Raw genomic sequence first — 22,454 nt, forward strand, 5'->3', positions numbered from 1 at the left:
AATGTGGTCTTATCATTGTTGCGCTTCCGGCTTCGCATGAGTGTACCAAACTTATGCGGGCCTTTTTTTGCGTGTCGTGGTAACAAGCTGGCTCCTAGTCTACTTTATCTATGAAACTTAAAGTTTTCTTTACAAAGCAGCAGGGCTTCTTTCGACGATGGTATTATAGAAAAAAATGTCGAAATTTGATCATCACGGTTCATAACTGCGAATGAACTTACTGCCAAAAGTGCCAGGATAATACTAGGAGGTATTTTATGAAGAAGATTTTAAGTTTGATGCTGGTATTTTCGCTTCTGGCATCAGTAGCGCCTGTTTATGCGAATGTGCCAACCACCTATACCTATAAGATTGGTGTGAAAACAGGAGGAAACGGAACAGATGATGATCTTTATATGGGTGTAAGTACCTATGATACAGGAATAGGCTCTGATTATGCATATAACACTGACGGACCCGGCGACGACTTTGAGCCAAACTCTTATGGAGAATATACCTTTGGAGTACAAAATATTCCACCATGGAGAATGAACGAATTCGTTTTTTGGCTTGTGGGCAGTGATGACTGGCACGGTGATTATGTGGATTTATGGCTTCCTTATCTTGAGGGGAATACAAATCCAACAAAGGCGGTAACCATTCCAATATACTCAAACACAATAGACCGCGGCAGACTTTATCGTGACATTTCGGATGTAACAAAAAGAAAATTTACAGATTTGGGTTACGTTGATGAGCTTGGCGGAGAGTTCTATCTTGATGCTAATTCGTCAGGCTCTGAAAGTGCCCAGTGGAATAAATACGTCAGGGACCAATATGGTCACTATGACATTATGAAATACGAGGATGCTCCTGTTTTCAGCTATACCCTTTCGGACGACGCTGTAGGCAGAGACTGGTTGAATTTTAAGGAGCCCACAGCCACGCAGACCTTTCAGCTGGATATTGACCGCAAGAAGCTTCACGATCAAATGGTTGCAAAGGACAAAGCAGAGATTTCTCTAACCTATAGGGTGGCGCTGCTTGCCCAGTCTACCAATACACAAAGCCTCGGGGGGACTTTTGCCCATACGAGTTCAGGAGATCCCGAAGTTAAAACCTATTTAACAACCAAGATAGGGCAAGAGAATTACTATTATAAAGATGTAACCTATACGTTCTATCGTAGCATATATAATCTCGCTAACCCCGATATCACTCAAACGGTTACTTATTCGCCAAGCCAGGACAATCGATATCTAAATCGTAAATTTACAGATGTTAATATCACCGTTGAAGCAGTTTCGATCCACAAAAAAGCCATGACGCAAGAAATTAAAACGGAGCTTATAACAAACTTCCAAGCCACACCTGTGTTATATCTTGGAAACAGTACGACGACACCGCTTGCTAACCTTACCATGACAAAACTGGAGGGTAATGACGGCAAACCAAACGGCAAGCTTCAGTTCACTGGAAAAGTACCGCTGGATGTAAGCGCAGTTGAAAGTGAGGGCATAAGGCTTCAGCTTGACAATGTATCTACCTCCCTAATGAAAAATGGACGGGCTCAGGCCTATTATTTGGAAAATCCGACACCGGAATCTGCAGCATCACAAAGCTTTTATTTTTCAACTCACAAAGTGGACACAAAAACACCAACCGTAAGGGTTACCGACCAATATGGAAATGACCTTGTTGGGGCAAATTCCATTCAAAGCAGCATCAAAAAGATGCATGAATTTTATATGGTTTCAAGCGAAACCCTCTTTCCAGACGGGAATGTCGCCCACAACGAGTCCAATCAAAACTATTTTAATTATGAGCTGTACAAGAAAACCGGTGATTCCTATGAACCGGCAATGACCAGAATAACAAACTTTGACGGTACAGGAAACCGGACAAAAGTTACCGCACCTATTAACACGCAAGTTATCAATGGAGTTAGCATAAAACTAAGTCCAATTGTTCCGACTGAAGGCGAATTCAAGCTTCGGCTGTATGGATGGGATCAAGCTGACAATCCGCTTGGCGGAGATGCCGGATATGCAGAAATTGAAAATATCAAAATCGATAACCTGGCTCCGCGAGTGACCATACAAGAAACTGTACATCCGCAAGATGCACAGCTTCGCAAAAGAAATGACTATAGCTTTGAAATGAACGACCTCGAGCAAAGCAATAACGGCTGGTCAAGAACGTATTATACCTTTATAAACGGAGCTGCGACGCCACCTGACACTTCAATCGATGAAATTAAACCTGCATCCAAAGAAATCGCCTCAACTCAAGGGGTGTGGGCATTCGTAGACTCAGAAGGTGATAGCGCAACTGCCATACTATCCATATCTAAAGGTGCCAACTTTGAGGGAACTCTCTATTATTTCACAGTAGATTCCCTTGGGAACGATTCAAGAAATGAGCAAGTGTCAAGATACTATAAAAAAGCTGTGAATATTTTCAATGGAAATGTTGTCGACACACTCCAAACGGAAGATTCCAGTCTTCCAAAGCCGCATTTTGACATCAGCTTTGACGTAAGCAATCCAAATTTTGAAACGAGTTACCGCTGGATTTCTGATTCCGGCAATGACACAAGCTTTACACAAAACTTTAGAGTGTATGAATTGAGCCATGATGTTGGTGCAGCTGAGAAAAGTAATCTTAATGGAACAAATGTTTTGATGGACGGAAGATACGTACTTGAGTATCGTGTTAAAAATAAACAGTCTGGTAACACTGCCGAGTTTTCACGAATATACACGTATGACTCCAATCCTCCGGAGATTAAATATACTGCCTTAAGCCAGTCCGAGCTTTTTAAATCAACACATCAGTTTAACGTGAAGGTGACAGATCGGAGTGGAATTGAAAGTGCATATTACTATTTATCTAAGCCCGGCTCAGATATTAGAATTGAAGATATGCCGGACTATCCGCTGGCACTGACACCAGACAGTGAAAACATAGTTCAGGTTAATCAAACCTTGGCCCTAACAGGACTTCCATCAGGGGCGTACAGCATTGTTGTTGTTGCAAAGGACCCGCATGGCAGAGAAAGTAAAAAGATTTCCCAATACTTTGGAATGAGGTCAGGACCTGCGGAAATGGATACATTAAACCATACCCAGCCAAAGACTGTAAACGGAATGGGTGCAACAACAGATGGAACATATAGTGTCTATGCTGTTTTGAATGAGCCTCATGCAGCATGGACTTCTGATAGCACATTAAAATATCAAAACCCGGTATATTATGCAACAACAGACGGGATGCCAACAGATAACGGCGTTGTGGTGTCCGAGTTTACAGCGAGCAGTAATTCGGGCGGGAATTTTGCCTTTACACTTGATACACCTGTTCCGCTTCAAGAGGGTGTTAACACAATCTATCTTCAGTTTGGGCTTATCAATGTTCCTGCTGACGAAAAACCTGAGTTCTTAACAGAAGCAAGACCGATCACTATTCTTTATGATAGCCAGGCACCAACCTTTGAATTGCCAGACTATAGCACCATTCAGCCAACCAACGCATCAGTCACAGCAACAATAATAGCAAATGATGCCGGCACAGGAATCAGCAAGCTGACAGTTGCACCAGAGGATGCAGACAAAATCACGGTTTCTCCATATACAGACGGTGCATTCACAGTAACGGTAAGCGAGAACATAACAACAAACCTGATCCTGTCTGACGAGCTTGGAAATCGTGTTCTAGTTCCTATATCCGTGTCTAACATCGACCAAACAGCTCCATCTGCGCTTGCTTCAAGTGACATCGTGACCAAAGGAGCAAGAAAAGATGGTGTGATTACCGTTGAAGTTTCAGACAATAGCGACACAACCGCTTCATTCGCACTTATTCAAGACCCTACAGCAAACTATACTCTAACCGAAGCTGACTATGAGTTGTTTCATTCAAGTCAATCTGTGGACATGCAAAGTAGTCCGTTAATCGTTAATGGCGAAGGGAACAAACAGAAAACCTATACAATTGACTTGAAAGGGCTTAGCGGCACCTATGCCATTGGGATCAAAGCCGTCGACACCGCAGGAAATGTGACTGAGAAAGTTTTCTTTGACTCAAAACTAGACCTGATTGACGCGGAGGCATCCATTGTAAGAGTCAGTGCAAACCCTGCAACAACAAAAACCACCGCAACGGTTAGCGTGTATTTTAACGTTCCGGTAACCGTAATGCCTAACGCGCCCGCCCAGGGTGAGGTTGTGAGTGATATGGCAAGGTCGAACCTTCTTCATACGGGGCTGTTAACAACATCCGCTGACTATGTAATGGACTATGAGGTGGTTGTTCAAAACAATAATCCGATCAGCCTCTATATTCAGGACGAGGTCGGAAGGGATAATGTTCTGGAATTCACACCTGATGTTGATTTTGTTACAGGATTTGACATTACAGGTTATGTGGAGAAAAATGATCAAACGATTCAAAACGGCGGGTTTATATCCTTTAACCAGGGCGACAAGCTGTATTACGTTGTCGTTCCAAATCCCAAGTATTCCGCACAATATTTCTTTGTTGAGAATGCCGTGTTATCTGGCTTAGAGCTAAATAGCGAGCTAAGTGTTCTTGACCCTACATTTACAGAAGAGGAAGGAAAAACAGCGTATTCAAAGCTTGTATTTGAAGCGCTAAGAAATGGAAAAACAACAAAGTCGGCTTATTTCGAGGTATATACGGCAGAAGGTATGGAAGCTGACCGGATGGAAGCAGAATATGTTGCCATTACAGTGGTTGACGAGACTGCACCTGTTGCAGAGGTGAAATATTCAATCACGGAGTCAACCAACCAAAATGTTAGCGCAACACTCTCTGTATATGACCCGGAAAGCGGAATTTTAAAGCTTGAACGTTCGTATGACGGCATAAGCTTTAGCCCGATTGACTCCATTGTTTCGCACACCGAAACCTTTGAACAGAATGCAACGGTCTATTTCAGAGTGACAAACAAAGCCGGAATAGCAACGGTACTGCCGGCCGCCGTTTCGAATATTGATAAAACGCCAATCACGCAAGACACACACTACACGGTGGAATACAGCTATGAGAACTATCTTGGGAACTGGGTTCCAATCAAAGAAGGAAAAGCCTATAGAAGGGTTATGGCAACGCTCAAGTTCATCGGAGGCGGAAAAACGCTTTCTATGACAAACAACAACGCAGCATTCTCAAGGACTCTAACGCAAGATGTTAACACATTCACATTTGAGTTTAGGGATCATTCGGGCAACACAGGTTCTCATATGGTTAGCTATAACGATTTTGACAACACCATTGGCCAAACCTCCTATGTGTTATCAAACACGTCCAAGACGAACCAGAATATCTTTGCAACGATCACTCTATCGGATGATTCAGGTGAAATAGCATTTGCTGAGGTTAAAAAGGGCGATGTGGTTTATCCGTTCAAAGGTGAGCCGCTTGAAAATGAATATGTCGTTGAGCTTGACAGCTCAGGGATTTATTATGTGACAGCCTATGACTACGCCGGAAACCGTTGGGTGGCACCGATCACCGTTTCAAACATTAACAAAGTAGTGCCGACTGCAATCGCAAAGACTTACAGTACGCCTCCGACCACCATTACTGCACAAAGCGTGAATGTTGAGCTGACAAAGTTCAGCAAAGATATCAAAACCATTACAGTCACCGGTGTAGAACCGGCCGGGAGCCTGACTGCCAACGATATCGTACATATCCCAGGCACAAAGGCTGTCCGCTTTAGAAAAAATGGTACAGTCACCATGTTCTTTGCTGACGACTATGGCAACGAAGGACATGAGCTAATTACCATATCCAATATTGTTTCCACGCCGCCGCAAGTCAAAGCGATTGCAACTTTAGCAAAAGATAAGCTGAGCGTTAATGTAACCTTTGACCAAATCCGTGACAGTGACGGCGTTCCGCTCGATATTCTTAGAAAGATGACAGACCTTACTGTTTCTTATCGCGGATATGAATATGCCCTTTTAACTGAGGTGAAGGATGAAAACGGCGATGCCCTGTCCTATAAAGATGCCGTTATCAACGTTAACACTAACGGGGAACACGTCTTTCAAGTCAGGGACCAGACTGGCATAACGCAAAAAATTCTGTTAACGGTGGAAGGAATTGAAGTTGGAGCACCCAAGGTTAAAGAAGTCCGCTGGACATACAAATATCTCGAACAAAACCAAAGTGGTGAGTGGGTAGAAAAGAATCATCAAAACCAGATTGTTGTTGGTGTTGACACCTCTGGAGATGAAGCAGGATATGTTGTGGGCATCGACAAGAACCCGGCAACGAACCAGAATGTGAATGTCACGGTAATCACGGATAAAGATGCTAAGCTCGTGGGCGGCAACGACCCTTGGGCACAAGATAAGTCAATGAATTATAGAGAAAATGGGCTTTACAATTTTAACCTTGAAGGGAGAACAGGGGCCTATACCTCGTATGGTGTAGACATTGGTCTAATCGACAAAACACCCCCTGAGCTGAAACTTAAAAATGGGGAAGAGCTAATCTTCATCGAAGGAATGACGCCTAAAAAAGATGCCTCCATTGCCTATGACAAGTCAAAGCTTCTGGACTTCGAAGCATGGGATACGGTTGCGGGTAAAAAGGTCGATCTGACGAACCGGGTCACCATCAGTTATGGGGCAGGCGGGCGGGTATTTGACCCTGACAACATCCTGGCAAATGAATTTGTTCGCTCGAACCCTTACTATATTGACTACACAGTAAGAGATGACGCAGGCAATCAAACAACCATTCGCCGAACTGTTCGCCTTGTGGGTCTTTATGACACCATAGCCCTTGTTAACGGCGTTATGCCAGACAGCTCAAATAGTGCAGCCGTTCTTGGAAGCAAAGTTGAAATCTCACTGAAAAACTTTGCGGGAATCGCGTATGCCCGTCATGAAAAAGGTATTTTAACACAAGGCCAGATGAAATCAAAAGGAACTGTCCTTCAGGGGAAAAACGGAGTGTATACCATTGATAATGTTTCAGGCGGCTGGTACACCGTATATATCCAAACGGATAAACGCGACTATTTCAACATTCATGTATATGTTTCAAATCAAGGAGGGAAGTAGGCAATGACGGTCCATAGATCAATGAAACGCAGCATAGCTGCAGCTCTCTTTGTAGCCATGCTTTTCACTTTTGCCAGTTTCCCTGCCCGTGCAGAAGCCAGTAGCGCGGATTATTCCATTGCGAACGAATTTATGAAATATTCAATAAATTCTAAAACAGGCGGTTTTTCAATCGAAACCATTGACGGCCATCCGCAAAAAGCTTTTGACAACAACCTGCCGCTTCTTTATAGGGAAGATGCGGCAAGGAGCAATGGAACATCGTTCACAACCGTTCGGATCGACGGCAAAGATTATGTTTTCGGTCAGGAATATGGCTGGTTTGGAATCGATACAAAGCTTCATGAACCTGTCGTTTCCGAGCAAAACAGGCTTTTAACCATCGCATGGGACATTAAGGGCTATACCATCACACAAAAGGTGTCCATTTCGATTGACCCAAATAACTTGAGGACTGGAAACATTGGTATTTCATATGATGTGAAAAATAACAATGCCACAGCCGGGACGGTGGGTATCCGGCTTCTTCTGGATAACGCGCTTGGTTCAGAAATTGATTCACCTTATGTTTTGGTTGACCCGATGCAGCCGACAATTGTTGAAACCGAATATAGCGGTGACAACCTTCCGCAGCAGATTAGATATGTGGATTCTCTTTCAGCGTCGAACAAGATGGCTTATGCCCTCTTGTCCGGCTGGAGCGGCAACAAAGACGTAAACGTTGATAAAGTGATTGTAGGTCACTGGGTTAATCTTGCAAACACAAGATACGATTATACGCCAGACCCTAATGTTGATTTTACCAATTATTCCAACAAATATTTAGTTCCTGACACTGCAACGGCTTATTATTGGAATGAAAAATCAATTGAGCCGGGCCAGGTCAGAATTTCTGAAATGCTCTATGGGATTGGCAGCTTTGCTGAACAAACCCAAAAGGAGCATGTTTCAATAGGTATTCAAACCGAAAATGTATTGCTAACTAACGACAAAAAGGCATATGAAAACAATGGTGTTTTCAAAGCAAATGTAGTCATTGACAATAGTGTCTCAGGAGCAAAAGAACTTTTAGAGCCCATTGTGAGGCTTAGCCTCGAAGAGGGACTTGTTTTTGCAGCAACGAACACACGGGAATACACGGTGAAGATTTCGGGCGGTCTTAACATTGGGACGGTGTTTGATATTCCGGATGTTGAGATCATTGCAGAGACTCAGTCTACGATCACCTCAAAACGTCTGGCCGTTTCGTTAAACGCAACGGAAATTGTTGATGCTAACACAAATAAAGTGGTTGACTACAGTGCCAACACAAACATTCTGATTCCTGCAGTTGAAGGAAAGCTTCCGGAAGTTTCAATGAAGCAAGTTTTCCCGTCGTCCGTTTATTATGAAGGCGACAAAAATATTACCGTTTCCGGTGATATGAAGGTTTTAACCGGGGCCCTTGCGGGAAGTGACGGATGGAGTCTTTACCTTGTTTCATCAACAAGCGGTGAGGCTGTTATGATCGACAAAAGAAAAATAAGTTTTATTGAAGAAGGTCAGACGCTTGCGTTCTCAACGAATCAGACCATGGCTGTTGGAAAGTATGAAATTGAATTCAGATTTACCAATCAGCAGCTGATCGATGCCTTCGGTACAAAAATCAAAGCAGCAGCTACAGTCGATGTCACAAATAATATCTTGGATAGAAGTGCAAGCTACGGTATTGTTTCGCTGGTTCGGTTTACTGACGCTGCAACCAACAGACAGTTGTATGACTATGTTAGCTTTGCAAACGAAGATGCATTGAAAAAATTTGCATCCGGCAGCGTGAAAAAAGATGGCATTCTTAACAAAGGCATAGCATTTGAAAAAGATAAAACAGAAATTCTTCTGACCCTTCGCGGAAAAATCAGGCTTATGGATACGGGGACGGAAAAATATTACTCTGCCAGCAGAGCCGATGGCGATATAACCATCAATAACATCCTGACCTATGACAGCAACGAAGCCCTTAAGATGACAGTTGACAGCAATGGTGCAAAGCTGGAAGGCGATGGTACCATCAAGGTGATTAACTCCATTAATATTTGGCATAATAAGTGGCATTTTGAAGCCGAAAATGGAATCAAATATACCCTGAACCGGGAGGCTGTTTCCAAGAAGGAGGCTCAAGCCCTTGAGCTTCAGCTTGGGGATGCCGGTTATATGCTGCAGAATATTGCAGGCTTTTTGATCAATATTAAATATGGTGTATTGACTAGGGACGATGATGATTTCGGCATTAGCTTTGGCGGAAGAATTTCAATGCCTTTGAAAGCTGCTGACCCATCGAAGGGTGAAGAGCATTATGATTATAAAGGCTCACTGACAGCGGACGTTCAAGATGTTCTCTATGGAAGTAAAGACAGTGAAATTGGTTTTGTTGGCATTAACACAACACTGTCAGTAGCCCTGCCCAAAGATATATTAGGCCCATTGGTAGGCAACGAAGCCGGTGTTAAGGCGGACATAACCATCAACACCATTGATGATATTTATAGCATTAATGCCGGTGTTTCTATTACCATGCTGGAAGTAGAAGGGTCATTGGCGCTGAAAAAGGTTCCTATTAACGATGTTCCAAAAATGATGCTGGACAAGCTCACCTTCTTTTTAGCGCCATCCACAATGAAAGTTCCTGTCGTTGCACCTTATGTGTTTATCACAGGACTTGGCGGAGGCATTTCAAACCTTGCAGACACCATTGCCGGAGAACCGGCAGGTGAGCTTCCGCCGCTTACCATCCATCTTCAGACAAGACTTTTAATCAATGCAATTATTGTAGGTGACTTTAAGCTGGATGCCAAACTATCCGGTCTTGCCATTGAAGGTACAGGACGGTTGGCAAAAGACGAAGAGGGAAGACTTCTTAATCTTCAAGCGGGAATGAATGTGCAATGGATATCGCCGTTTCAGCTAAATGCCTTTGGCAGCATCAGCATTCACGCCGGAGCCATTCGCGGCGGGATAACGATAAAAATTACTGAGGATTATTTTTACGGTTATGTTTACGCAGGACTGTTCATTCCTGACTCGATCCCGCTCGTGGGGGGCAAGGAGCTTTCAGGAGTTGAAGCAGCTGTTTCCTCTGACTTTGTTGGTGCAAACTTTAAAGTCATTGGAATTAAGCTTGGCTTTATCTATTACTGGAACGGTGACCTGAGCTTTGGCGGATCAATCGATCTCTCTTCAAGAGGAAACGCCGTTCACTATGTCAACTCGGAAGCGCTGGACGAAAACGGCAATCTTGTGCCGACCACAATGATCTATGGAACGAATATGAGAAGGATGAGTACCGGGGCAATCGCTAAAACAAGGGCCGGGGATGGGGTTACAAAAGAGGTTAACCCAACATCAAAGGATGCGCTTCTCTTTGAAGTTCCGCTTCGCGGCTTAGTCAAACCGTCTGCATCAGAAATCATTGTCACCAATCCAAACGGCAAAAAATTGACAATGGTTGAAGACGATAACAAGGGCAACGGCAACTATCTTGTTCAATCTTTAGATGGCAACAATTATTTGTACATTTCAGTCACTGACCCCTCTCTTATTGTTGCCGGTAACTGGTCTGTTTCAGTTACAACACCTGATGTTTATATAGACAGCTTTGCAGTAAACAGTGTTGACTATATGCCGGAGCTTACAGGAATCAGTGCTTCTCATAGCGCAAATTCAAACCGTGATATTAACGTTTCCTGGACAACTGATAAGCAAGGCAAATATTCGGGTGCACTTAATGTCTATGTCACAAAAGACCCGTCAGTCATGCAAACAATCGAATCCACTAACATTCAAGACACTTCAGCATTGATAAGTATCGGCAACCTGGAGTTAGATGGAATTGAATCAGGTTCTCATGTGTTCACACTCCCTGAGTCCTTTCCTGAAGGGAAATATCATGTTGTTGCAATGCTTGTTAACCATCAAGGCGGAATGAGTAAGAAAATCACGTCTTCAACATTCACTTTCACAAATCCATTGCTCCCTCAAAACCCGAAATCTGTGTCTGCGGTCTACAGTGGTGACGGCTATGTGAAGGTTGAACTAACGGGAAGCGACGAAACGGCAACCCATTATCTTGTGGCGATCGAGGACGAAGAGGGTGATGAGGTTGATAATTCCTTTGGTCAATTTAAAGTCGGAAGTGACATCATTCTAAAACCATTAGAAAGCCAGACCAACCGGCCTCTATTAGAGGAAGGCAAGACTTACTTTGTTAAAGCGCAGGCTGTTAGAATTGTGGAGTCTGCTCTTAAACAGGCAGAATATTATCGTTCAACCGAAGTAGCATCATCGCAAAGCTTTGTTATGCCGTCAATGGATAAACCTCAGCTTTTAAGCGTTGAAACCAATATTGACAGATCCAAAGACCGCTATTATTTAAACACTGACCGATTAGAGGCAACGTACACCTTCGACAGACCTGTTAAAATGACATTTAACCTTAACACTGAAGATAAAAACACGCCACAAGAGTTTAAGACGGAGTGGTCATTTGAAGAAAGTCTTGAAGACGGCCAGCAGCTGATTGACTTTATAGCGGTTGCCGAAAACCGTGACACCCTCCAAGGGAGCAGGTCATCAGGGGCCATTGGATTTACTGTTGATACAAAAGCACCTGCGTTACTCCTTAACGAAGATGTTCAAACCAGCCTTGACGGGGACAACGTTGATAACACTGTCAGCAATCAGGTTGTTTTTGTCGGCGCGGACTCAAGCTATAGCTTCAAGGGTCTAACAGAACCATCCGCAGCCTTAACGTTAGACGGCAGTTCAGACGGAATTATTATTAGTCCGGACGGAACATTCGTTGTCAATCGTAAGGCCTCAAGTGAGGACCCGGACCAAACCCTGATTCTTAAAGCGGTTGATGATGCCGGAAACGAAACGGCTGTTCAAGTGTATCTTGTGAATCGTGCTCTGTCAGAGTTTGACAGCATTAAACTAATCTCTGACCTTGAAAGCTCCGATGAACTGCCAGATTCGGTCGAGCTTGGCATAGGCGGAAAAACGGTGCTTTCTGTTAAAGCTCTCCGCACGGCTGGCGACACCGTTCTACATGCAGAGGACGTTGTGTGGCACATTCTTTATAATCAGAACATCATCAGGCTTTCACAGGACGGGACAATTGAAGCATTAGCTCCAGGCGAAGCTGCAATCAAAGTCAGCTATAGACTTGCTGCTTTTGAAGGCCGGAATGGGGAACCGGTCTATAAAGAACTGTCAGACGTTATCAAAATTAGTGTGAAGGATTTGGGTTACCGTTATGAAATCCGTCAAGCACAAGGGTTCTCGTTGTACACCATCTACACTGAAATAAGCATGGGCAAGGCAACGGTTGTGATTGAAGGCAACAAACAAACGCTTTTATATGACAATCTTAAAAAAGCATACATTGGTGCTTCCAAGGAGCTTGTCACAGGCGAGCAATTAACAGCAAAACTTGGTTTTGAACCCACGGTGAAATCTCCTGTTCTTCTTCGCGGAGACACCAATGGTGATGGTATGATTGATAAAATCGATATTTTAGCAACCCTGGATGCTATTTTAGACGATGTCTATAACGGCTTTAGTTCTTCAGAGGATTGGATGAGAGCTGATAAAAACGGTGACGGCATTGTTGACATTGTAGATGCGCAGCTCACACTAATGGAGGCACTTGAAAGATGATAAAATACTTGAAAAGCATATTGTGTATCATGCTTCTAGGGGCTGTTTTACCATCCTATGCCTACAGCGCAAACGATGCTGCAGACCTTAGCTATCGTGTAGTGGCCACAGTAACTGACAGCTCCGGCTCCGTAAAATCATCATTTGAGGTTGGAGAAGAGATTTTTGTTAAACTAAGTCTTTCATATACTGGTGCCGGAAGGGCACCGGTATATGGCTTTCAAGGAAAGCTGCAGTTTGATTCTTATGTTCTGCAAAATACCGGTGTTAAGATGGAAAAGGATATTTCAATGAAATATTCCGGCGGTGCCATCAACTATGTCTATCTTGATATGACTGGCAACGGACAAGCGGATTCAATGCTTCAAAATATTGGGACCGCTGTATTTCAAGCCAGAAACACGGGAACGTTCAGCTTCTCTTTAAGCAGCTTCATTCTGACAAACAAAGATGCGACACACCGGTATATTGAACCGTTTGAAGATGTGCAAATCATTGTTGGCTCTGGAGTAAAGGACACCTCAAAAGCTTTACTGTATGAAAACATTGTTGCTGCAAAAGCTTTACTTGCTTCAGTGACTATTGCGGATAACCCCAAAAACATATATGATCCGGAGTTTTGGTATCCAACAAAATCTGCTCAAAAATTGAGAGAGGTAATTGCCGGGGCTGAGGCTGTTTTTGATAACAAGGCTGCTCTGGCTTCGGAAATCTCTGAAGCAATTGAAATGCTTAGCACTGGCGTTTCCGATTTCGAGCGCTCAAAAATTGTCGGCCCGAAACGTTGGGCAGCCCCGGTTGGCAACACCACAGACGGTAACACCGCAATTGATCTTTACTATTCCGTTAGTGCTTCTGTAAAAGGCGGGAACGGAAAAATTGCCGACGGCTTCGAAGTTCAAACCATTCGTGCAACAACCTCTGCAACCATCAGAATGATTCCAGATGAGGGGTTTGAAACGGAATATATCATTGTCAACGGTGAGAAACTTATAGGCCATGACATTTACACCATTCCAGAGGTTAGCCGTGATACCGTTGTGGTGGTTACCTTTGCTAAAAAAACGCCTTTTACAGATATAGCACATGACGATTGGTTCTATTCTTCTGTAAGGTATGTTTACAACAAGGGACTATTCACGGGAACTTCCGAAACGGAATTTTCACCCTCCGGGAAAATGAGCCGTTCCATGCTGGCCACTGTAATCTATCGTATGGAAAATAAACCGAATGTTACATTTGCAAATGTATTCTCTGATGTTCAAAGCGGGCATTGGTATTCAGATCCGGTTATTTGGGCACATCAAAGCAAAATTGTTAACGGGTATGATAAGAATAGATTTGCTCCCAATGATGCAATCACCCGTGAGCAAATTGCTGTTATGCTCTATAGATACGCTAAGAGTAAAGGTGTTGATCTTCAAACCGGTCTTTCAAGCCTGAGCTTCAAAGATGCTAATGAAATTTCAGACTTTGCCAAAGAGTCCATTGCTTGGGCTGTGTCTAAGGACATTATGAAGGGTAACAATGATTTGACGCTAAATCCTTCGGGTCTTGCAACCAGAGCAGAGGTAGCCACGATGCTCCAAAGGTTTAATGAGTTGGAATAGGCCGACTCCATGAGAATACAATCTAATATAAGTCTTCCGCAGTCTATTGGACATGCGGAAGGCTTTTTTTTCATACTGTATTACCCAATCCATTCTAGCAGCAAAAGAATAGAGTATAGCAGTTGATCTTCTGCAGTGCTTTTGCTTTTGTAGGTGGTGCTGCGGAGATGGACAGGTTCACAACAAACGGGGTGATATGGATGGATCTGAATGCATTGACTGGCCTGTTTGCTGAGAATAGCGGCTCAGTCGTGCTAAATGTCCTTTTATCGGTTGCTCTAATCTGGGCTATCAGGCAGATCGCAGGCAAGGAGAAGGTCATTCAGAATTACCAGAAACGTGATGAAGAGAACGAGAAGCAGCTGAGTGAGTACAACCGTTCCCTGGTCAAGCTATTAATTGAAAGAGAGGCCCTGGCACGAGAGAGCGCCGATAAAACCAAAGGTGAGGAGGTCGTCAACAAGTGAAGCTCCTCGATATTTTCAAGAAAACTGTGGTCAAGCCCAGCTCTGTAAAGCGGGAAATAGAGAACCTCGGCAAAATCCGGGAAGCCTATGAACTGAATGATATCGAAAGCCTGTTAGACCTGCACCGTACCGGCCTGGGTAAGAGAGGAGATGATTTGCATGGCCATCGTTGACTTAATTCTTATTACACTGGAAATAGCTGTTTTTATTGTGTTTGCTGCTTATGTGCTGAGGTACCGCAAATTTTTTATCGGAAAAGGCCCGAACCGGACGTATAACCTGTACCTGAGGAGTGTATGGATGACGTATTGCATGGTCTCGCTGCTATGCCTTAATCTGTTGTGGGGCCGTTTGAACATTGTTTTTGGGTATAATGTAGACAGCGTATCCAATACGTTCAGAGAGCTAGTGATGATTCTGACGCTGATCCTCCTTCTGTTTGCAGGGCTGATGCACAAGGATCTGTGGGATATTAACGAGAAGGATAGCTAAACCTGATTTGTTGATAAAAAGCAGCGGTCCTGCCGGAACAGGAAACCGTTGCTTTGCTGTCTGCTTATAGATGGCGCTGCGTTAAGCAGCCGATCGGTGGTTGAGCTAATCCGTTTAACTGTTGCTGCTGGCGGAGTCCAGGTGCTCTACCAGCTTGTCCCATGTCTCTGTGATTCCCTGGAGCATCCCCATATCAAGCACCTTTTGCAGCTCATCGGCGGTTTCATAATCGGAGCGGCAGATGACCTTGGTTCCGCTGTCTGTTTCTGTAAAGGTTAACGTTACGAGCGTGGCCGGCAGATCCTCTGCCACATGGCCTTCTTCGTCGCAGAAATAATCGGTATAGATAATGCTTTCAGGCGGGGTAAGCTCACTGTAAACTGCTTTGCCCCAGGCTTCCATTCCGTAGAACTCCCCCTGGCTCTTGTCTTCACATTTCATACAGTAGTGCCAGACTCCGCCTTTGCGGAAATCTACATGGCATACCGGAAGACTCCAGCCCCGCGGCCCCCACCAGTGCTTCAGATGCTCAGCCTGTGAGAAGGCCGCAAAGACCAGCCCGCGCGGCGCATTGAATTCACGCTCAAGAAAAAGTGATTTGTCCTCTAACCGGGACACCATTTGGTTTGTCATTAGGTACATATCCTCCCTGCGATAGTCAGATTATTATAACAAGCAAAGCGTTACTCCCAGAGGGAGCGGTATTGCTCCAGCCAATCGTCGGACTCCCGCTCTGTTCGAGAGGGAGGTATGATGACTGGAATTTGCAAATGACTCAGGAGCGGCTGCTTATAAGCTGTAGATGCCTGCGGAACGCTGCCATAACCCAAAGGTGGACCAGAGCCTGGGTATGCTTATAAAGTACCCAGGGCAGGGACGGCAAATAATCATGGATGGCAATGATGCATTCCCGGGTGCCGGGAAGCTGCAGGAATTCGAGTCTTCCTTCATAGGCATCCTGTTGCTTCGCGAGGACTCCGCCGGAAATCCTGAGTATCGTATGCTGCGGATTGCTTTGGTGCGGCAGGCATGTCAGTTCCAGTATCGGCAGGCTGCCGGCGCGCAGACAAATTCTGTGCCTGTCACCGCCGTCATGATCAATACGGAGCGGCAGCTTCAGCAGGCTGCCCAGCCAATCCAGATAATAACGGGCAGCCCAGGCCGCATCCGTATTGTCGGGCAGTACTACGCGCTGGATGGAGCGGACATCTGAGACCCGTGTAGACTTTACGGACGGGCCCTTATCCGGGATGCCGGGCAGTTTGCCGGACCCGGATGCGGTCACCAGCGCATCAAGCAGCACCTTGCCGGCGCTGATCAGCGCTGCGGGAGCCTCGAAGGAGGGGCCTGGCGCCCCGGCTGTAGTCTGCCTGGCATTTTGCCCGGTACGAAGCGTCGTGACGGGCAGGCCGTAAGAGCCAAGGATGCGCTCTATCTCCAGGCAGCTCAGCGGCAGGCTGCCCGGAGTGTCATCTCCTGCCGCTGCAGAGCATAGGAAGGCGATGTGTTGTATGCCGTTCTTACAGGCTGCCCGGGCAAAATGATCTGCCTGTATAGCATTAATATCTGCAATGCAAGCTTGTGTTAATCGTGCAGGATAACGCTTTGGCTGAACAAAGTATATGGCATAATCTGCCCCCTGCATAGCCTTCTCCGCGGAAGGCAGGGAGAACAGGTCACAAGGCCGCCGCTGCACATCTGGGCAATGCCCTGTCTGATCAGGGCATGCAGCTAAACCCCGATCTCCCTTGTCCAGCAGCACTATTACATTATAATGCTCCGTCAGCAGTGTGAGGAGCTGCTCATCCGGACATCTGCTTGCGCCGGTAATAGCAACGGTTTGTCTTAGGCTGGAGTTAGTGCTGTTATTTATTGTGTCAGCTGATGCTGATCTGGCGCTTTCCTTGCAGCTGTCTTTGGCTGAATTCATATGGTGTCGTGTCTCCCTGTCTGTCTATAATGGAAGAATTTCTAAGGAATATTATACGCGATGCTATTGCCCGGGGCACTGGCCGATTGGGTCAAAAAGAGCTTCGGCTATAATGGGGTAATAAGATATCAAACAATACAAGTGAGGGGGAAGGCCGGATGGATAAGTTTCAGCAGACTGTTCAGCGGTCCGGGCTTGCTACCTTCGCCGGGGGCTGCTTCTGGTGTATGGTCAAGCCTTTTGACGAGCTGCCGGGAATTATGTCAGTGGTATCGGGATACACAGGAGGGCACACGGAGGATCCGACTTATGCTGCGGTGGGAACGGAGACGACCGGTCATTTTGAGGCTGTACAGATTACTTTTGAACCGGAGCTGTTTCCTTACCGGCGTCTGCTGGACATTTACTGGCAGCTGATTGACCCCACGGACCGGGGCGGCCAGTTCATGGACCGCGGCCATTCCTACAAGACGGCCATCTTTGTTCACAATGAGGCACAGCGGGTGGAGGCAGAGGCTTCCAGAGCCGCGCTACAGGCGGAAAAGCGGTTCAAAGGGCCGGTTGTGACGGAGATTCTGCCGGCCAGGCCGTTCTATCCGGCGGAGGCGGAGCACCAGGACTATTACAAAACACATCCCCTTGATTATAAGCTCTACCTGAAGGGCTCAGGCCGCAGCGATTTCACGCAGCATTACTGGCAGCGGAGCGGGGATCGCGAACGGCTTCGCTCGAAGCTGTCCGCCCTGCAGTTTGAAGTAACGCAGAACAAGGGCACAGAACCCCCCTTTGATAATGCTTACTGGAATGTTTACAGGGACGGTATCTACACCGATCTGCTGAACGGAGACCCGCTGTTTAGCTCCCGGGATAAATTCGACTCAGGCACCGGCTGGCCGTCCTTCACCGGGCCGCTTGAGCCTGGCCTGGTCCGCCGGGAGGCAGATCTGAACGGCGGTACAGCGCAGACTGTGCTGCGGAGCAGGCTGAGCGGAGCCTATATCGGCCTTCTGCTATATGACGGGCCGGAGCCTGCGAAGCTGCATTACCGGGTTAACTCGGCTGCGCTGCATTTTATCCCGAAGGAAGAGCTTGAAGCGAACGGGCTGCAACGTTATCTGGTAATATTTGAGTGATTCTCGCAGTGTTCCCGGTAGGCTTGCGAAATAAGGTATAATAGGAGTTAAGTATCATTTTATATGCATACTGAAGGAGTGACCCGATGTATACTAATCAGCAAGATGCAGGAGAACGGCTGAAAATGATAGCAGAGCAGCTTGCGGATGAAATAACTTTGCGTCAATATGAAAGACAGCCTGAATTGAAACAGCGCTTTGGTCCTTCCGGGATGGCAAGAACCAGGCAGGACTCTCTATACCATTTGCGTTATCTGGCACAAAGCGTGGCTATGGACAGCCCGCTTTTATTCATTAACTATGTGCTTTGGCTTAAGGTGCTGCTTATGCAGTACAAGATTACAGCGGAGGATCTGCGGATTAACTTCACTCTTATGAAGGATGCAATCAGCGCCAGCTTAGAGCCGCCGGCCAGAGAACTGATTCTCAGCTATCTCGACATGGCGGTATTTCATATGAAGGGAGAGGAGAGCCCTCCTTCCTTTCTGCGTCCTGAGAAGCCCTATTTCCGGGAGGCTGATGAATATCTGAGGCTGCTGCTGGAAGGGGAACGCCGCAAGGCTTCAGCTTGTATAAGCCGGTTATATGACGAGGGGGTTCCGGTTAAGGATATTTACATGCATATCTTTCAGGAAACCCAATACGAATTAGGACGGCTATGGCAGATGGGGCGCATTACGGTGGCCCAGGAGCATTACTGTACAGCCTGTACCCAGAGCATTATTTCGCAGCTATATCCGCGCTGGATTAAGGCCCAGAGCGGCCGCAGCAGTCTGGTGGCGGTCGGGGTTGGCGAAGAGCTGCATGAAATCGGCCTGCGGATGCTGACGGATTTCTTCGAGATGGAGGGCTGGAATACCTATTATCTGGGGTCCAATATGCCTCTGGAGAGTCTGGTCAGGTATCTTATCGAGCAGCCTGCTGATCTGCTGGCGATTTCGGTTACAATGACCTATCACGTGTCAGAGGCTGCCCGTGTAATTGCGTCAATCCGCAGCAGGCCTGAACTGGACGGTCTGCGGATTATGGTCGGCGGTATGCCGTTTAATATTGATAAGGAATTATGGGAAAAGGTCGGAGCGGACGGCTATGCTCCGGATGCCAGGACGGCACTTGAAGCAGCTGAGCGCCTGGTTTCCAGTACGCATCATAAGAACTGACATAGAGGCAGGAGATTACATGACCGGAAATGAGCAGGAGATTATCAGTCTCAGACTAACTATCGAAAAGCTGTCGCAGCAGATCATTGAAGGCAACGGGCGGGAAGAGCAGGTGCTGGCTGAATTTTCCGCCATGAACAATGAGCTGATTACAACGCAACGGCTGCTGGCCAAAAATAATGTCGAGCTTAAGGCTCTGAAGGAGGAGGCGGAAGCGGCCAACCAGACCAAAAGTCTGTTTCTGGCTACTGTAAGCCATGAAATACGGACACCCATGAACGGCATTCTGGGGATAACCGAGCTGCTTGAAGCAGAAGGCGGGACGGAGGAACAGCGGGCTCATCTGCAGGTGATCCGCGAATCCGCGCAATACCTGCTGCAGATGATCCGGAACCTGCTGGATTTCTCCAAGCTTGAAGCCGGGAAAATGGAGATTAGCAAAGAATGCTTTGGTGTTAAAGATCTGCTTGAATATTCGCTGCGTCTGCTATCACCAGCTGCGGCGAAGAAGGATAACACCTTGGAATATAAAATTCTTGACGGGGTTGCGGATAAGCTGGAAGGGGATTCCCCGAAAATCCTCCAGGTCCTTATTAATTTGCTAGGCAACGCGGTGAAATTCACGCAGGGCGGAGAGATCGGGGTAACGGTTAGCCAGACCGGGGAAGGGGATTCCTGGCAGCGTCTGTGCTTTGAAGTCCGGGACCAGGGAATCGGCATCTCACCGGAGGACCAGGCAGCCCTGTTCCGCCCGTATTCACAGGTAAGCCATGATGCGGAGCTGACCGCCGAGGGGACCGGGCTAGGCTTGTCTATCTGCAAGTCCATGGTAGAGCTTATGGGCGGTACAATCTCAGCAGACAGTACACCCGGTCAGGGCTCACTTTTCCGCTTCGAGCTTACACTGGACAAGCCGGCAGGCCTTGCGGCACCGGACCAGCCCCCTGCGGCAGCCTTCCCGGAGAGCAGGTTCAGCGTACTTCCGGTGCTGGTTGCCGAAGATAACGGGCTGAACAGTACGGTATTGCTGCGGCAGCTGCAGAAGCTGGGCGTAACATCTGTGCATCTGGCGGATAACGGTCTGGAAGCTGTTGAGGCCTGGCAGGAGCAGGAGTACGGACTTATCCTGATGGACAGCAGGCTTCCGGTAATGAACGGCCAGGAGGCCGTACGCTCAATCCGTCAGCTTGAAGCTTCAGGGGGAAGGCCGAGGGTGCCGATCATTGGTGTGACCGGAGATGAAGGCGGGGACAGCCGCTCGCAGTTCATCCTGGCCGGATTGGATGACTGGACGGTTAAGCCGTTAAGCCTGCAGACACTCGGCAAGCTGCTGGCCAAATGGTACAGCGCACAGCCGTATATCCCGGTTCTGCAGGAGGACACCCTTTCCGGTATCCGGGAGATGGACGGGGAGGAGCCGGAGCTGCTGCATATGCTTATCGGGATCTTTAAGAAGGATACTCCGCTTAGACTGGCAGCCCTGGATGAAGCTGCGGCAAAGCAGAATTTGGCGGATATGGAGGCAGCAGCCCACAGCCTGAAATCAGGCAGCCTGAGCATCGGGGTACAGTACTTTGCCCATCTGTGCGCCATGGTGGAACGTCATGCCAGAGCCGGAGAATACGGTCCTGCTGCCCGCCAGCTCCAGAAGCTGGAGCCTGCATACCGGGAAGCCTGCCGGGAGCTGGACAAGCTGCTGTAAATCCTGCGGCTGATGAGAGCGGAGGTTTCGGAGTACCGGAGCCTCCGCTTCTTTTTTGCCTGCGGGCTAACAAACCGGTGCACTGTTGTCTGCTCTGCTTCCCGTTTCAAAAGTTCCGTAATACGGATATAATCTATCTATACATAACGCCTATAAGAAGCAAAACGCCTCCTGTTCCCGCTTAGTAGAAACGGCGGGCAGCAGATTGAGCGCCCCTGCCAAACGCTAACCTTAGTCAGTGGGTACAGGGTCATATCAGGTTAAGTGTACTTTGTACAATTAAAACAGTGGAAATGAATCATTATAAGATAATAATGGTATTCTATACATCTATTTTCCTCGAAAAAGCCGGTTTCGGGCGTTTTTAGCAAATATAAGTGTACAGAGTGCAGTTAAAACCTGCAGCAGAGCCCATTAGTCGGGTTTAACTGCAGAAAGTACAGTTATTTCGGCTGGGTCATTCCTTATTCTGTGCCCTTAACTATAGAAGAACAGCCAGGTTCAATACGTTAGCCCAAACCTTAACTTCATCGAAGGACTCTGGCTATGCGATAGAACGCCTCCTCGTCAGGTCCTAAACTTAATTACGCACTATATAGATCAGTTGCCCGCCCCGGGCGGAAGAGGGAGACGTCATGTACATAAGAATGCTTAATCAGGCTGATGCAGAGCAGTATCGCGAGCTTCGGCTGCAGGCGCTTCGGCTTCATCCGGAGGCCTTTCTAAGCTCCTACGAAGAAGAGAAGGAGCTTCCGCTGGACGCTACCCGCAGCAGACTGGAGCCTGTAGAGGGCAGGTTCACCCTGGGCGGTTTCAATGCAGAGCATGAGCTGGCCGGCATGGTTACCTTTATCCGTGAGGGCAGGGAGAAGATACGTCACAAAGGCAATGTTTTCGCAATGTATGTAAGTCCGGCGGCACGCGGACAGAAGCTGGGCTGCGCTTTACTGACCGGGCTGCTTGCACGTGTAAGGCAGATGCCTGGGCTTGCGGTAATCAATCTGACCGTAACGGCAAATAATCTTCCGGCAAAGCGTCTCTATTCTACCCTGGGCTTCACCTGCTACGGTACTGAACGCAATGCGGTCAGGCTGGCCGGCGGCCGGTATCTGGATGAGGACCTAATGACACTTGTATTATCCTGAACGGAGAATAGGCACCAAAATGCGGGCCAAGTCATAAACTAT

The 22,454-nt window shown here is 46.9% G+C and carries 12 protein-coding genes; 10 read left to right on the forward strand and 2 right to left on the reverse strand.

Annotated elements, in window-relative coordinates:
- Positions 1-257: 257 nt before the first annotated feature.
- The 6 genes from BN3772_RS06675 to BN3772_RS06695 all read left to right on the forward strand — a co-directional run bounded on the left by BN3772_RS06675 (position 258) and on the right by BN3772_RS06695 (position 15,342).
- A complete protein-coding gene (locus BN3772_RS06675; RefSeq protein ID WP_042198006.1) occupies positions 258-7,079 on the forward strand; it encodes a hypothetical protein in 6,822 nt (2,273 codons plus the stop codon).
- A 3-nt stretch (positions 7,080-7,082) separates the two neighbouring features.
- The gene (locus tag BN3772_RS06680) at positions 7,083-12,773 is read left to right on the forward strand and encodes a dockerin type I repeat-containing protein (protein WP_157643556.1); all 5,691 of its coding nucleotides are present in this window, start codon (positions 7,083-7,085) and stop codon (positions 12,771-12,773) included.
- Entirely contained in the window at positions 12,770-14,383 is a 1,614-nt protein-coding gene (locus BN3772_RS06685; RefSeq protein ID WP_042198011.1) for an S-layer homology domain-containing protein, read from the forward strand. Before BN3772_RS06680 ends, BN3772_RS06685 begins: the two co-directional genes overlap by 4 nt.
- A 167-nt stretch (positions 14,384-14,550) precedes the next feature.
- Positions 14,551-14,850: a hypothetical protein gene (locus BN3772_RS06690; protein WP_042198014.1), complete on the forward strand. Its 300-nt coding sequence runs from the start codon at positions 14,551-14,553 to the stop codon at positions 14,848-14,850.
- Positions 14,847-15,023, forward strand: a complete 177-nt coding sequence (locus BN3772_RS30550) for a hypothetical protein (RefSeq protein ID WP_157643557.1) — start codon at positions 14,847-14,849, stop codon at positions 15,021-15,023. Before BN3772_RS06690 ends, BN3772_RS30550 begins: the two co-directional genes overlap by 4 nt.
- The gene (locus BN3772_RS06695; protein ID WP_042198016.1) at positions 15,010-15,342 is read left to right on the forward strand and encodes a hypothetical protein; all 333 of its coding nucleotides are present in this window, start codon (positions 15,010-15,012) and stop codon (positions 15,340-15,342) included. The genes BN3772_RS30550 and BN3772_RS06695 overlap by 14 nt, the downstream gene beginning before the upstream one ends.
- A gap of 114 nt (positions 15,343-15,456) precedes the next feature.
- Here the strand turns inward: BN3772_RS06695 and BN3772_RS06700 are convergent, their stop codons facing one another.
- Both BN3772_RS06700 and BN3772_RS06705 read right to left on the reverse strand, forming a co-directional pair.
- Positions 15,457-15,975, reverse strand: a complete 519-nt coding sequence (locus tag BN3772_RS06700; RefSeq protein ID WP_042198018.1) for an SRPBCC domain-containing protein — start codon at positions 15,973-15,975, stop codon at positions 15,457-15,459.
- 142 nt (positions 15,976-16,117) lie between these two features.
- Positions 16,118-17,272 carry a Rossmann-fold NAD(P)-binding domain-containing protein gene (locus BN3772_RS06705; RefSeq protein WP_042198021.1) on the reverse strand — a complete coding sequence of 385 codons (1,155 nt, stop codon included), beginning with the start codon at positions 17,270-17,272 and terminating at the stop codon, positions 16,118-16,120.
- Positions 17,273-17,430: 158 nt separating this feature from the next.
- Here BN3772_RS06705 and msrA point away from each other — a divergent pair, with 158 nt between their 5' ends.
- From msrA to BN3772_RS06725, 4 genes are all read left to right on the forward strand, one after another.
- On the forward strand, positions 17,431-18,405 hold the full coding sequence (gene msrA / locus BN3772_RS06710) for a peptide-methionine (S)-S-oxide reductase MsrA (protein ID WP_042198023.1): 975 nt from the start codon (positions 17,431-17,433) through the stop codon (positions 18,403-18,405).
- Between the two features lie 86 nt (positions 18,406-18,491).
- A complete protein-coding gene (locus BN3772_RS06715) occupies positions 18,492-19,565 on the forward strand; it encodes a cobalamin-dependent protein (RefSeq protein ID WP_042198026.1) in 1,074 nt (357 codons plus the stop codon).
- Positions 19,566-19,584: 19 nt separating this feature from the next.
- Entirely contained in the window at positions 19,585-21,267 is a 1,683-nt protein-coding gene (locus BN3772_RS06720) for an ATP-binding protein (protein WP_042198028.1), read from the forward strand.
- 635 nt (positions 21,268-21,902) lie between these two features.
- The gene (locus BN3772_RS06725) at positions 21,903-22,412 is read left to right on the forward strand and encodes a GNAT family N-acetyltransferase (protein WP_042198030.1); all 510 of its coding nucleotides are present in this window, start codon (positions 21,903-21,905) and stop codon (positions 22,410-22,412) included.
- Positions 22,413-22,454: the final 42 nt, after the last annotated feature.

It is taken from the genome of Paenibacillus camerounensis (assembly GCF_000723885.1).
Classification (GTDB): domain Bacteria; phylum Bacillota; class Bacilli; order Paenibacillales; family Paenibacillaceae; genus Paenibacillus_AQ; species Paenibacillus_AQ camerounensis.

Excerpts from the sequence above, each read along its gene's own strand:
- BN3772_RS06705 (WP_042198021.1), bottom strand. The coding sequence starts at position 17,272 with ATGAATTCAGCCAAAGACAGCTGCAAGGAAAGCGCCAGATCAGCATCA.
- BN3772_RS06680 (WP_157643556.1), top strand. The coding sequence starts at position 7,083 with ATGACGGTCCATAGATCAATGAAACGCAGCATAGCTGCAGCTCTCTTT.
- BN3772_RS06700 (WP_042198018.1), bottom strand. The coding sequence starts at position 15,975 with ATGACAAACCAAATGGTGTCCCGGTTAGAGGACAAATCACTTTTTCTT.
- BN3772_RS06690 (WP_042198014.1), top strand. The coding sequence starts at position 14,551 with ATGGACAGGTTCACAACAAACGGGGTGATATGGATGGATCTGAATGCA.
- msrA (WP_042198023.1), top strand. The coding sequence starts at position 17,431 with ATGGATAAGTTTCAGCAGACTGTTCAGCGGTCCGGGCTTGCTACCTTC.
- BN3772_RS06695 (WP_042198016.1), top strand. The coding sequence starts at position 15,010 with ATGGCCATCGTTGACTTAATTCTTATTACACTGGAAATAGCTGTTTTT.
- BN3772_RS06685 (WP_042198011.1), top strand. The coding sequence starts at position 12,770 with ATGATAAAATACTTGAAAAGCATATTGTGTATCATGCTTCTAGGGGCT.
- BN3772_RS06715 (WP_042198026.1), top strand. The coding sequence starts at position 18,492 with ATGTATACTAATCAGCAAGATGCAGGAGAACGGCTGAAAATGATAGCA.
- BN3772_RS06720 (WP_042198028.1), top strand. The coding sequence starts at position 19,585 with ATGACCGGAAATGAGCAGGAGATTATCAGTCTCAGACTAACTATCGAA.
- BN3772_RS06725 (WP_042198030.1), top strand. The coding sequence starts at position 21,903 with ATGTACATAAGAATGCTTAATCAGGCTGATGCAGAGCAGTATCGCGAG.
- BN3772_RS06675 (WP_042198006.1), top strand. The coding sequence starts at position 258 with ATGAAGAAGATTTTAAGTTTGATGCTGGTATTTTCGCTTCTGGCATCA.